Raw genomic sequence first — 12107 nt, 5'->3', positions numbered from 1 at the left:
CCCCGCCGGACCGCACGCAGGGCGCGATCGTCTCCCGCGCCCTGTCGGGCCGCTCCCGGTCGCCTCCCCCTAACGCTGACGCGGTTCGGGCACCATCGGGAGCGGCCCGGCCGTCAGGCTCATCTCGGCTCGGGGTGAGACGGCCGCGCCCGGCATGGGCCGCAGACGCCAGCGGGAGGCCAGGGCGGCCAGCGCGAGCGTCGCCTCTGTCATCCCGAAGACGTCGCCGATGCACTTGCGGCTGCCCGCCCCGAACGGCAGATACGAACCGCGGGTGACGTCCTTGGCGCGCTCGGGCAGCCACCGGTCCGGGTCGAAGACCTCCGGGCGCGGGAAGAACTCCGGGATGCGGTGGATGACGTAGGGGCTGATGAGGATGTCCGTCCCGGCCGGAAGCCGGTGACCGGCCAGTTCGACGGGCTGGGTGGTCATCCTGGTGAACATCCAGGCCGGCGGGTACAGGCGCAGGGTCTCGGTGAAGATCCGCTGGGTATGGGCGAGCCTCGGCACGTCGGCGTACGTCGGCGTACGGCCGCCCAGCACCTCGTCGACCTCGGCGTGCAGCCGTTCCTCGGCCTCGGGATGGGCCGCCAGCAGATGCCACGCCCAGGTCAGGGCGCTCGCGGTGGTCTCCACGCCGGCCAGCAGCAGAGTCATGACCTGATCGTGGACCTCCCGGTCGGTCAGCGCGCCACCGTCCTCGTCGTCCCGCGCGGCCAGCAGCGCCGACAGCAGGTCGCCACGGTCCTCGCCGGAGCGCCGGTAGTCCCCGACGATGCCGTCGATGAGGGAGTGCAGCCGGTCGAGCGCGGCATCGAACTCACGATTGGCTGCCAGCGGCAGTCTGGCGATCAGCCCGGTGGGGTCGAGCGCCCGGCGGAACGCGCCGCGCACCATGACCGGCAGACTGCGCTGGACCTCCGCGACGGAGTGCGGCGCCATCTCCGTCGAGAACAGCGCGCGTGCCGTCACCCGCGCTGTCAACGCCTGCATCGCGTCACCGACGTCGACCGGCCGGCCCGGCAGCCAGGTCTCCGCATGCGCCGCGCACTCCTCGCGCATCACCTCGGCGTACGTTGCGATGCGCGTGGGGTGGAAGGCAGGCTGGACCATCCGCCGCTGTCTGCGGTGGTCGGCCCAGTCGGACGTGATCAGCCCGTTGCCGAGGATGGGACGGGCCTTCTCCTTCACCGGGCCTCCGCTGTCGTAGACCCGCGCGTTCAGCAGCACGTCCTGCACCAGCTCCGGATGGCAGGGCAGATAGGTGAGCCGGGTGCCCAGCCGCAGCTCGACCAGGTCGCCCAGGGCGGGCAGCGACGAGAGGTACTCCAGAGGGCGGCGCGCCAGGTGCAGCGCGTGGCCCGCCAGCGGTAGCCGGCCCGGAGCCCTGACGATCCGCCACCTGCGCCTGACCGGGTCGGATTGGGTCTTCATGCCGGATGCGCCCCCTGAGACGGTACGGACGGAGAGAAGAGGAAGAGGAGGGAAGAAGGAAGGAAGGGAGAAGAACCGGGGAAAGCAGGTCAGCGGCGCTCCAGCACCATGGGCAGCGGGCCCGCCTCCAGGGTGGCCTTCGGCTCGGGACGCAGCCGGCTGCCGGGGACCGGGCGCAGCCGCCAGCGCGCGGCGACGGTCGCGACGATCAGCGCCGTCTCGGTGAGCGCGAGGACGTCGCCGATGCACTTGTGGCTGCCCGCGCCGAACGGCAGCAGTGCCCCGCGCGGTACCCGGGCCGCCCGCTCGCCCTCCCATCGCCCGGGGTCGAAGGTCTCGGGGTCCGGGAAGAGCTCGGGATTGTGGTGCAGGGCGTAGGCGCTGTAAAGGATCATCGTCCCGGCTGGGATGGCCCGGCCGCCGAGTTCGACGTCCTCGGCCGCGACCCGCATCGCCATCCACGAGGGCGGATACAGCCGCAGCGCCTCGGTGATGACGTTACGGGTGTACGGCAGCGCGGGCAGGTCCTCGTAGACCGGCGTCCGGCCTCCCAGCGCGTCGTCCACCTCGGCGTGCACCCGCTGCTCCACTTCGGGGAGCGTGCCCATCAGGTGGAAGACGAACGCCAGGGTGGAGGCGGTGGTCTCACTGCCGGCGACCAGGAAGGTGACGACCTGGTCCAGGACCTGGGTGTCGTCCAGCTTCTCCCCGGTCTCGGGAGACTCCGCCCGCAGCAGCGTGGACAGCAGGTCGCCGTGGTCGGTGCCGGACCGGCGCCGCAGCGCGATCATCTCCGCCACGATCTGCCGCAGCCGGGTGTTGGCGTGGTCGTAGGCGCGGTTTGCGGGGGTGGGCAGTTTCTCCAGGACCCCCAGCGGGGCGACGGTCCGCCGGTAGATGCCCTGCGAGACCGTTCGAAGGCACTGCCGGGCCTCCTCGATGGTGTCCTCGTCGAGCCCGGTGGAGAACAGGGTGCGGGCGGCGACCCGCATCAGCAGTGCGTGCATGGCGTCACCGATGTCGCGGGTCTCACCGGATCGCCACCCGTCGGTGACGGTACGTGTGTCCGCGGCCACCGCCGTGGTGTAGGCGGCGATCTTGGTGGTGTGGAAGGCGGGCTGGATCAGCCGCCGCTGGAAGCGGTGCTCCTCGCCGCGGGAGACCGACAAGCTGTTGCCGAGGAGTTGGCGCGCCTTGTCGAAGACGCCGCCCTTGTCGAAGACGCGCGGATGGAGCAGGACGTGCCGGACCAGTTCGGGGTGGGCGGCGAGATAGGCGCGGGTGGGACCGAGCCGGACTTCGACCAGGTCGCCGTGCGCGGGAAGCGCGGCGAGGAACTCCAACGGGCGTCGCCACAGGGCGGGGACGTGTCCGAGCAGCGGCACGGCGCCGGGCGCGGCGCCGATCCGCCAGGACGGTTCCGTCGAGGGCGAGCCGGGGGCGGGAGGCATTCCGGTTCCCCTACTGGATCCGTGAGTTGACGTCGTTGACAGCGGCCTGGTAGCGCCGGTCGCGGGTGGTCCAGACGAAGTTGCCCTGGATGAGGTCGAGCAGCACGTCTCGGGTGAGCGGGTCGAACGCCTTGATGCACTCCATGTCCTCGGCCATGTCGTCGAGGCGGGCCTGGAAGAACGCCTGGAAGCCGGCCTCGTCGGACATGTCGCACAGCCGGAAGCAGTTGGTGATCTGCCCGAGGGCCTGCTCGCGTTCGTAGGAGTAGAAGTCGTTGACTATGGCCAGGCCACGGGTGGTCATCCGGGCGGCCAGCCCCGTCTTGGAGTGCTCGGTCAGCTCGGGGTGACGGTAGATGGGGTACGACATGCGCATCCAGAAATCCACTCCCACGTCAGTGACACGGAAGCGGAAGTACTGCTCCGGCGAGGTGCCGCAGAGCACCTTCTTGAGCTCCGAGTCACGGAACATGTGGTCGCTGGTGACGAAGGCGCGGGCGCCCTCGTAGGCGAACTCCGTGTCCTCCGCGGTGTAGTACCGCTCGCACACCGCGCGCAGCTGGGGCAGGAAGAGGTCGAAGTCGTGCAGGGCGGGGTCCATGTCGTCCCACACGAAGGTCACGCAGTTGAGCACGCAGACGGCCTTGAACGCCTCCATGTCCTTGAGGTGGCGGGCGCTCTGCGACCAGCGCACGACGTCCATGTAGGAGATCCAGCGCTTGTCCGAGACGCTCTTGCCGAGCGGGGCGACCGCGCGGTTGCAGGCGTCGATGACCTCGCGCAGTTCGGCGTCCGTCATCGGCACCTTCTGGGCTTCGTACCCGACGTGCCGGTCGAAGAGGGCCGCGAACCGGTCGGTGCACTCCTGCCACCGGCGGGTCGTCCCCGCCGGGGCCGCTGCGGCCGGTGCGGTCAGATCCGCGGTCATGAGTTCCTCCTGGTGGCAGTGGCGGAGAGGTGTTTGAGGGCGGTGACCGCGTCGGCGGTGAAGGGGGCGGTGTCGAGTGCGCCCAGCGCCCGCCGGTAACGGTCGTCGATCATGCGTTCCACGGCGTCCCGGGCGCCGGTGGCAGCGAAGATCGCGCGGGCCTCCTCGGCACCGGACTCCTCCAGCGCCGTATCGCCGACCAGCGTGCGCAGGCGGGCGCGTTGTGCCGCGTCGCCCGCACGCAGCGCGAGCGCGACCAGAGTGGTGTTCTTGCCGGCCCGCAGGTCGTCCAGTCGGGACTTGCCGGTGTCCCGGACCTCGCCGTACACGCCCAGCAGATCGTCGCGGAGTTGGAAGGCCTCCCCGAGGGGCAGCGCGAACGCCGTGCAGGCGGCCAGGGCCGGGGCGTCGGCGCCCGCGAGGGCGGCGCCGATGTGCAGCGGCCGTTCCACGGTGTACTTGGCGGTCTTGTAGCGGCTGACGGTCAAGGTTGCGTCGACGTCGTCGGTGAGGTCGCCGGTCGCCCGCAGGTCCAGGTACTGCCCGAGCATGACCTCGGTGCGCATCTCGGTGACGATGGGCAGCACCGCCGCCGACTGCGCGGGAGTCAGGCCGGCCGTGTGCAGCAGGTAGTCGGACCAGGCGAAGGCGAGGTCACCCAGCAGCACGGCGCCGCCGATGCCGAAACGCTCGGTGCGGTCGTCGCCGCGCCTTCCGGCGAGTATCCGGTGGATGGTCGGACGACCGCGCCGGGTGTCGCTGTCGTCCATGATGTCGTCATGGATGAGAGCGAACGCGTGAAACATCTCGAGTGACGCGGCCACACGTAACACGGTCGTCAAGTCATTTTCTCCGCCGGCCGCCTTCCAGCCCAGCAGGGTGAGAATCGGACGGATTCTCTTGCCGCCCACCATGAATTCTTCAAGCAATTTCACGAGCTGGGTCAACTGTCGTTGCCCGGAGCTCTTTCGCTGATGTTCCAGGAAATCGAAGAGGACGGTGTCCACGGCATCCCGCGTGGCAACCTGGTCCAGTATGTCGGGAGATATGGTGTGGGCACTCATGGTTCTGGGTTACATCCCCACTCGTAGGGCCCATCGCATCGGTTCCGTGCACAAAACGGCATACACCGGGATTCCCGCGCCGCGCCGGGCACCTGGGCGTGGCCGAAAATGGCATTTCGGACGAAATACCGTCAGACGGGACGGATGATGGGCGGGCACAGGGGCGGTCGGCCGCCCGCCGGGAAGGTCTCGGCCTGACGGGGTCCGCGGGGCGACACGGACCGGCGCACCGCAGGCCGACGGCTTCAGACGGCCGGGTCGCCCCGGAGTTCTCCGACTTCGCGGATGTTGACGCGGGGGCCCCGGGCGAGGTTCTCGCGGGCCGGTCTGATGCCGCGGTGCCCGCACGGCAGGCCGGTGAGGACCAGGCGGGCCCCGGCCTTCGTCGGGAGTGTGCCGATGCAGTGGTGCAGGGCCGCCGAGGGGCGGCGTTCGGATGCCGGGACGCCGCAGGCCCCGGCGCCCGGGATCGGGGTGTGGCGCCGCGGGGCGCGGGCGGCGGCGCCGAGCATGATCATGACCTTGGCGCCGGCCGTGACCGGCGCGCCCCCGACCTCGATGTCACCGGTGGCGGCGCCGGCCGGTCCGTGCAGCCGACGGAGAACCTCGCCGTCCCGCTTCAGTGTCCGGCTCCGGGTGGCCCGCACGATCGGACTGTCCTGTACGCCCCGTTGTGCGGCACGTTTCGAGCCTTGTGGAATTTCGCTGGATAAGTTCGGTTCGGCGGCCCGGGGGCGCTTGTACAGCGGATACGGGACGGTACGCAGTCGCGGATCGCGCGTATTGCATAAAGGTTCGTTGCCAGGTCGTTCCATGCCATCTCCCCCATGAAATCGGCAAGCAGGACCGCCGGTCCGCCGAAGCGGCCGGGATCTTACTGGTCGAATATTAGGCACATGGGGGCCGCGGGTGACAAGGCCCGACCTCTCTGGATACCGATCTCCGGGTCGAGCGCGAAGCCTCCGCACCTGGGCGTTTGAGTTAATCCAGGCGTATCCAGGCGGAGCTCTTACCCGTCTATTCAGAATGGGAAACCGTCGGCCGCGTGTCACGCTATCTCCAGCGCAAGCCGGGCAAACTCGGCATTTCCGGGCTCGGTGTCATCATCGCCAGGTCGATGGGGCTCTGGAGCCGGGGGCCCGCCCCTGCGGCGCGGGCCCCCGCGGTCGGTCAGTGCCGGTGGACGCGATTGGCTACCGCGTGGCCGACGAACAGGTACACCACCGCTGCGAGGCCGTAGCCGCAGACCACTCGGGCCCATGCCTCGTCGAAGGTGAACAGGTCGTGCGACCAGCCGGCGAGCCAGCGGGCCGCGTCGTGGATGAACTGGACGAACGAGTTGCCGGGGTTGGCGTCCAGCAGATACATCAGGATCCAGAGCCCCAGGATCAGGGCCATGATGTCGGCCACGACCGCGACGATCGTGCCGACTTGATTCGCACCGTTGCGATATCGAGGGGACATACTCTCCGGATTGCCCTTGAACTCTGGATGAAACCCGGCCGGATGAGCCGCGCGCACCGGTCTCCTCCGTGTGCTTCCCCGTGCGGCCAACCAACGTTCCGGCAAAGGTCGTTCGGGGTACACCCGCATCACCGACGATCCTGGCCCGGCCACTCGGGGAGAACGCCGGTGTCACGGGGGGAGCATGCAGGTGCCCGCGAACAGACCCACTGCCGAAGAGCCGCGGTTAACCGTCACCAGACCCCCGCGCCGGCGCCTGCGCAGAGCGCTGGCGTCGGCGCTGCCCGTCCCGGTCATCGGGCTGGCGCTGCTCGTGGCCACCGGGAACCTCCTGCTGCCGCTGCGGCACGTGGTCACCATCGAGGCCAAGATGGCCTCGAAGAGGGACTTCTTCCAGGACCCCGAGGTCGAGCGGCTGCTCATGAAGCACGGCTTCCGCGTGCACATCACCAACATGGGCTCACGGGAGATCGCCCAGCAGGACCACGAGGGGTACGACGTCGTCTTCCCCTCCGGCCAGCCCGCAGCGGACCTCATCAGCCGGGAGCGCGCCCGGGCGAACCGTCCGGTGCTGCTCTACCGCCCCTTCGTCAGCCCCATCGTGCTGGCCACCTACCGCGACTACGCCGAGGTCCTCGCGGCGGAAGGCGTCGCACAGCGCCTGCCCGGCCCGGGCGGGCGGCCGCTGTACTACACCGTCGACATGCGGAAGTTCATCGATCTGGCCCGTGGCAAGCGGAACGGCGTCCGGCGCGACCCCGACAACGGCTACCGCTGGGACGAGATCGACCGCCACGACCGCGTCCGCAACGGCAACAAGATCCTCGCCCAGACCTCGGACATCTGCGAGTCCAACTCCGCCGGCACCTATCTCGGACTCGTGGCCTTCGTCGAGCACGGGAACGACGCGCCGGACAACGGAGCCGAGGCGGAGCGACTCGCCCGCACGATCAAGCCGCTCCTCGTCGAGCAGGGCCTGCCGTCCTCCGAACGGGCTGAAACGTATCTGTCCCCCGACGGGCAGAGCATCGCCCCCGTCTCGGTCATCTACGAGCACCAGTTCCTCGCCCACCAGATCAGGTACCGGGCCGAGAAGGGCGCGACGGACGACGAGCGCGTCCTGCTCTACCCGTCCACCCGGTTCGTCACCGAACCCCAGCTCGTCGCGCTGACCGGCGACGGCGCCCGGCTCGGCGAGCTGGTCAGCAAGGACCCCGAACTCCAGCACCGGGCGATGGAGTTGGGCTTCAGGGCCCGCAACGCCACCGGCGGCGCGGCCGGTGACGAACTCACCCGGTTCCTCACCGAGCGGCGGATCCCGGTGCCGACCACCTCCTCCGACGACACCCGGGCCGTGCTGCCCAGTCTGCCCCTGCTGGAGAAGATGATCGAGATCGTCGGCGACTGCCCGGACCGGACGGGCAGCCGGTGAGGCGCCGCGCGGGCCTGCTGGGGCTCTGCCTCGTGCTCGTCACCTCCCTCGTCACCGCCTGCTCGGGCGGCGACGGCGACGACCCGGTCCGGCTGCGCGTACTGGCCGGCCCCGACCTCGCCGTACTGACCCCGCTGCTCGACGAGCTGCGGGAGGAGACCGGTGTCGACCTGCGCATGGAGCACCGCCCCGACGCCGAGACGAGGAACCCCGACCGCGGCCGGTACGACCTCGCGTGGCTGTCCTCCGACAGCTATCTGCGCCTCACCGACAAGAACGCGACCAGAGGGCTGCAACGCACGCCCACCATGACGTCGCCCGTCGTCATCGGCCTGAAGCCCGAGGTGGCGCGGCAGTTGCGCGCCCGGGTGCCCGGTGGCCGGCTCACCTGGGCCGACATCGCCGACGCCGCCGCCACCGGCGGGGTCCGCTTCGGCATGGCCGACCCCCGGCACGCCGGCAGCGGGCTCGCCGCCCTCGTCGGCGTCGCCACCGCCGCGGCCGGCACCGGGGCCGCGCTGCGCCCCGAGGACGTCTCCTGCGACCGGCTGCGCGGCTTCCGCTCCGGCCAGACCCTCACCGCCGACACCGGACCCGCCCTCGTCGACTCCTACGCCGACCACCAGGGCGAGGCCGACGCCCTCATCACCTACGAGTCCGACCTGCTCGCCCTGAACGCCTCCGGCCGCCTCGACGACCCTCTGGTAGTCGTCCGCCCCGAGGACGGCATGGTCCTGGCGGACTTCCCGCTGCTCCTGCTGAATCCGGCCCGGCGCACCGCGTACGACAAGGTCACGCAGTGGCTGCGCCGCGACTCGGTACAGCGGCAGATCATGCGGCATACCCTGCGCCGCCCCGTGAACACGACCGTGACGCGGGACGCGCGGCTGCGCGAACCGGTCGGCAACGCGCTCTTCTACCCCGACCGGCCCGCCGTCGTCGAGACCCTGCTGACGGACTACGGCGATCCCGCCCGCCGCACGACCAGCCAGGTGGTCTTCCTGCTCGACTTCTCCGGCTCGATGCGCGGCGCCCGGATGGCCGCCCTGCGCGAGGCCTTCGCCGGACTCAGCGGCGCGGACCCCTCCGCCTCCGGCAAGTTCACCCGCTTCCACCGGGGCGAGCGGCTGACCGTCGTCCGCTTCGGCGGCCGGGTGCTGGGGGAGAAGACCGTCACCGTCACCGGGCCGAAGGACCTGGACGCCCTCGCCGGCACCGTCGCCCGGGGCGGCTACGGCGACGCCACCGCCGTGTGGTCCGCCCTCGACCACGGCTACCGCGCCGCCGCCCGCGCACGGGCCGCCGACCCCGACCGCTCTGTCTCCCTCGTCCTGATGACGGACGGCGAGAACAACGCGGGCCTGACCTACGCGGAGTTCGTCCGCCGCCACGACGCGCTGCCCGCCGCCGTGCGCGCCGCCGTCCCCACCTACCCCCTCCACTTCGGCGAGGCCGACGCCGGAGCGCTGCGGCGCGCGGCGGCGCGGACGGGCGGACGGATGGTGGACGCCTCCGACTCGTCCCTTTCCGAGGCTTTCAAGGAGATCCGTGGCTGTCACTGACGCACTGTGGTGGAGCCTTTGGTGGCCGTGGATGACGGTCTGGCTGGCGACGGCCGCCGGCGCCGTGGTGCTCGCGGTGGTCCTGGTGCGCCATGCCCGGGAGCGCCGCAGGCACCTGCGGCGCTGGCAGTCGGCGTACAGCATCTGCCTGTACCTGGACGAGCAGGCGGTGATGGACCTGTGGGAGCTCGGCAACTACCGGTCCGCCCTGGAGGAGGCCGTCGAGCTGCGGACGAAGGTCGACACGAGCGTCGGCTTCTGGAGCCGGATGCTGACCTGGCTGTTCCGGTTCCGGCTGAAGCGGGACGTCAGCCAGGAGACGTTCCGCAAGTTCGTGCGCAAGGACAAGCCGATCAACGTGATCGGCGTGGTCATGGAGGCCTTCGACCGGGCCGACGCCATCGTCCACGCCGATCTGGCCACCCTGACGGTCGTCCCCAACCGGAACCTCTCCGCCAACCTGGCGGACGGCCGCGCGGTGACCCTGAGCCGCATCGGTGAGTTCGTCTCGGTCAAGGGCGTGTTCACCCGGGTGCCGGACGTGTCGGAGGGCTTCGAGCTGCGGGCCGAGTACGGCGAGGAGCAGCCCCCGGTGTTCATGCGCGTGGTGGCTCCCGGGAACGCGCGCCGCTCGATCCCGGCCGGCACCTTCACGGCCCGCTGCCTCGGCAAGATGACCGGCTGGCGTGAGGAGACCCGCGAGGTGACGCTGGAGGCGATCGCGATCTTCTGGTGACGGCCGCTCAGCCGGAGTTGAGCTCGGCGAGCACCCGCAGCGTGTGCGGATCGGGGCTGAGCACGAGGAGGTCCGTCACCGGGCCCTTGCGCCACGACTCCAGCCGCTCGGCGATGCGTTCGCGCGGGCCGACCAGGGAGATCTCGTCGGCGAAGGCGTCGGGGACCGCCAGCACGGCCTCCTCCCTGCGGCCGGAGAGGAACAGCTCCTGGATGCGGCGCGCCTCGGCCTCGTAGCCCATGCGGGCCATCAGGTCGGCGTGGAAGTTGCGGGCCGCGTGGCCCATGCCGCCGATGTAGAAGCCGAGCATCGCCTTGACCGGCAGCAGGCCCTCGGCGACGTCGTCGCAGACCCGGGCCTGGGCCATGGGGGCGACGAGGAACCCCTCGGGCAGGTCGCCCAGGGCCGGGCCGTAGACCTCCGGCCGGGTCGGCGACCAGTACAGCGGCAGCCAGCCGTCGGCGATCCGGGTCGTCTGGGCGACGTTCTTCGGCCCCTCCGCGCCCAGCAGGACCGGCAGGTCCGGGCGGAGCGGGTGCGTGATCGGCTTGAGCGGTTTGCCGAGGCCCGTGGCGTCCGGGCCCCGGTAGGGGTGGGAGTGGAAGCGGCCGGCCAGTTCGACGGGGGCCTCACGGCGCAGCACCTGCCGCAGGACGTCGACGTACTCGCGGGTGGCGGTGAGCGGCGAGGCGGGGAACGGGCGGCCGTACCAGCCCTCGACGACCTGCGGGCCGGAGAGGCCGAGGCCCAGCATCATGCGGCCGCCGGACAGGTGGTCCAGGGTGAGGGCGTGCATCGCGGTCGTCACCGGTGACCGGGCCGCCATCTGCGCGACGGCCGTGCCGAGCCGGATCCGGGAGGTGTGGGCCGCGATCCAGGTGAGCGGGGTGAACGCGTCCGAGCCCCAGGACTCCGCCGTCCAGACCGAGTCGTAACCGAGCCGTTCGGCCTCCTGCGCGAGGCGCACATGGCCGGGGGAGGGGCCGCGGCCCCAGTAGCCGAGCGCGAGACCGAGCCGCATGCCTGCCTCCTGACGGTACGTCAGCTGACGGGGACGCCGACTGTACGACAACGGCCCCCCGCCCGGAAGGGCGAGGGGCCGAGAGGCGCTGCGGGGCTCAGCCGCGCTGGATGCCCGACGTGTCCTGAAGGACACCGCGGCGGCCGTCCTGCGTCTGGGCGACCAGGGCCGCACCGCGCTGCTCGACGGCCAGGTACCAGGTCCCCGGGGCGAGTTCGGCGATCGGCGTGGGCGAGCCGTCCTCCGCGAACAGCGGCCGTGGCACCGGCACCGCGAACCAGAACGGGGAGAAGTCCCCGGCCGGCTGCTGCGGCTGCGGCTGGGCCTGCGCCTGCTGGGGCTGGCCGCCGAACGGCTGCCCGGGCTGCCCGGGCTGCCCCGGCTGCGGCTGGCCGTAGCCGCCGGGCTGCTGCGCGCCCGGGTAGCCGTAACCACCGGGCGGCTGGGCGCCGTAGGGCTGCGGGGCGGCCGGACGGGGGGCCGGGAGCAGGGCGCCCTTGAGGGCCGGGACGAGGGGGGTGGCGAGGGCGGCGGCGGCCATCAGCAGTGTGGCGACGAGGGCGAGGATCATGCCGATGCCGGGGCTCGGGGCGCCGGAGCTGCCGTTCTCACCGATGTTGTCGAAGCCGCCCGGCACGTCGAAGATGTTGCCGAGCGCGCTCCACGCGGCGAACACCGTGAAGGCGACGCCGAACGGGACGAGTTCCAGCCCCGCGACCTTCGGGGCCTGCGGAAGGCCCCGGCCGACGACGACGAGCGCGGCGCCGATGATCCCGGCCAGCACGACGCTGAACACGACCGGGCCGCTGCCCCACAGGCTGGGGAGGTCGACGCTGTCGGGGACATTGTCGAACGAGTAGAGGTCGAGGAACGACGCGATCAACAGCAATACCGCTGCTCCGATCACCACGCCGTCGCCCCGAGTGAGGGAGCGGATATTCACTTCAGGTCCTTCGTAGGTCGTCTCATCGTCGGTAGAGGCGTCGCTGTCACCATGCCGCCGTCCGGACTCGGT

At 71.2% G+C, this 12107-nt stretch carries 11 protein-coding genes; 3 read left to right on the top strand and 8 right to left on the bottom strand.

Annotation, left to right across the window (positions count from 1 at the left end):
- Positions 1 to 69 precede the first annotated feature (69 nt).
- From OO68_RS00465 to OO68_RS00440, 6 genes are all read right to left on the bottom strand, one after another.
- Entirely contained in the window at positions 70 to 1434 is a 1365-nt protein-coding gene (locus OO68_RS00465) for a cytochrome P450 (protein WP_033306057.1), read from the bottom strand.
- Between the two features lie 89 nt (positions 1435 to 1523).
- Positions 1524 to 2885 (bottom strand): cytochrome P450, encoded by a 1362-nt coding sequence (locus tag OO68_RS00460; protein ID WP_051814215.1) that lies wholly within the window; start codon positions 2883 to 2885, stop codon positions 1524 to 1526.
- Between the two features lie 10 nt (positions 2886 to 2895).
- Positions 2896 to 3813: a terpene synthase family protein gene (locus OO68_RS00455; RefSeq protein WP_033306056.1), complete on the bottom strand. Its 918-nt coding sequence runs from the start codon at positions 3811 to 3813 to the stop codon at positions 2896 to 2898.
- Positions 3810 to 4877 carry a polyprenyl synthetase family protein gene (locus OO68_RS00450; protein ID WP_033306055.1) on the bottom strand — a complete coding sequence of 356 codons (1068 nt, stop codon included), beginning with the start codon at positions 4875 to 4877 and terminating at the stop codon, positions 3810 to 3812. Before OO68_RS00450 ends, OO68_RS00455 begins: the two co-directional genes overlap by 4 nt.
- 245 nt (positions 4878 to 5122) lie before the next feature.
- A complete protein-coding gene (locus OO68_RS00445; protein ID WP_033306054.1) occupies positions 5123 to 5524 on the bottom strand; it encodes a cytochrome P450 family protein in 402 nt (133 codons plus the stop codon).
- A 523-nt stretch (positions 5525 to 6047) separates the two neighbouring features.
- On the bottom strand, positions 6048 to 6341 hold the full coding sequence (locus OO68_RS00440) for a hypothetical protein (RefSeq protein WP_033306053.1): 294 nt from the start codon (positions 6339 to 6341) through the stop codon (positions 6048 to 6050).
- Between the two features lie 184 nt (positions 6342 to 6525).
- Here OO68_RS00440 and OO68_RS00435 point away from each other — a divergent pair, with 184 nt between their 5' ends.
- From OO68_RS00435 to OO68_RS00425, 3 genes are read left to right on the top strand one after another with little or no spacing between them, the layout of a single operon-like run.
- A complete protein-coding gene (locus OO68_RS00435) occupies positions 6526 to 7773 on the top strand; it encodes a hypothetical protein (RefSeq protein WP_033306052.1) in 1248 nt (415 codons plus the stop codon).
- Entirely contained in the window at positions 7770 to 9335 is a 1566-nt protein-coding gene (locus tag OO68_RS00430) for a substrate-binding and vWA domain-containing protein (RefSeq protein WP_033306051.1), read from the top strand. Before OO68_RS00435 ends, OO68_RS00430 begins: the two co-directional genes overlap by 4 nt.
- Positions 9322 to 10071 (top strand): hypothetical protein, encoded by a 750-nt coding sequence (locus OO68_RS00425; RefSeq protein ID WP_157852641.1) that lies wholly within the window; start codon positions 9322 to 9324, stop codon positions 10069 to 10071. The genes OO68_RS00430 and OO68_RS00425 overlap by 14 nt, the downstream gene beginning before the upstream one ends.
- Before the next feature lie 7 nt (positions 10072 to 10078).
- Here the strand turns inward: OO68_RS00425 and OO68_RS00420 are convergent, their stop codons facing one another.
- Together OO68_RS00420 and OO68_RS00415 are read right to left on the bottom strand one after the other, a co-directional pair.
- Entirely contained in the window at positions 10079 to 11092 is a 1014-nt protein-coding gene (locus OO68_RS00420) for an LLM class F420-dependent oxidoreductase (RefSeq protein ID WP_033306049.1), read from the bottom strand.
- Between the two features lie 97 nt (positions 11093 to 11189).
- On the bottom strand, positions 11190 to 12035 hold the full coding sequence (locus OO68_RS00415) for a hypothetical protein (protein WP_033306048.1): 846 nt from the start codon (positions 12033 to 12035) through the stop codon (positions 11190 to 11192).
- Positions 12036 to 12107: the final 72 nt, after the last annotated feature.

The sequence above is a fragment of the Streptomyces iakyrus genome (genome assembly GCF_000717055.1).
GTDB classification, from domain to species: Bacteria; Actinomycetota; Actinomycetes; order Streptomycetales; family Streptomycetaceae; genus Streptomyces; species Streptomyces iakyrus.
This window is presented reverse-complemented; position numbering and strand designations above follow the sequence as displayed.

What these genes read in the sequence shown, in the direction of transcription:
- OO68_RS00465 (WP_033306057.1), bottom strand. Translation starts at nt 1,434, where the DNA reads ATGAAGACCCAATCCGACCCGGTCAGGCGCAGGTGGCGGATCGTCAGG.
- OO68_RS00420 (WP_033306049.1), bottom strand. Translation starts at nt 11,092, where the DNA reads ATGCGGCTCGGTCTCGCGCTCGGCTACTGGGGCCGCGGCCCCTCCCCC.
- OO68_RS00440 (WP_033306053.1), bottom strand. Translation starts at nt 6,341, where the DNA reads ATGTCCCCTCGATATCGCAACGGTGCGAATCAAGTCGGCACGATCGTC.
- OO68_RS00455 (WP_033306056.1), bottom strand. Translation starts at nt 3,813, where the DNA reads ATGACCGCGGATCTGACCGCACCGGCCGCAGCGGCCCCGGCGGGGACG.
- OO68_RS00435 (WP_033306052.1), top strand. Translation starts at nt 6,526, where the DNA reads ATGCAGGTGCCCGCGAACAGACCCACTGCCGAAGAGCCGCGGTTAACC.
- OO68_RS00450 (WP_033306055.1), bottom strand. Translation starts at nt 4,877, where the DNA reads ATGAGTGCCCACACCATATCTCCCGACATACTGGACCAGGTTGCCACG.
- OO68_RS00460 (WP_051814215.1), bottom strand. Translation starts at nt 2,885, where the DNA reads ATGCCTCCCGCCCCCGGCTCGCCCTCGACGGAACCGTCCTGGCGGATC.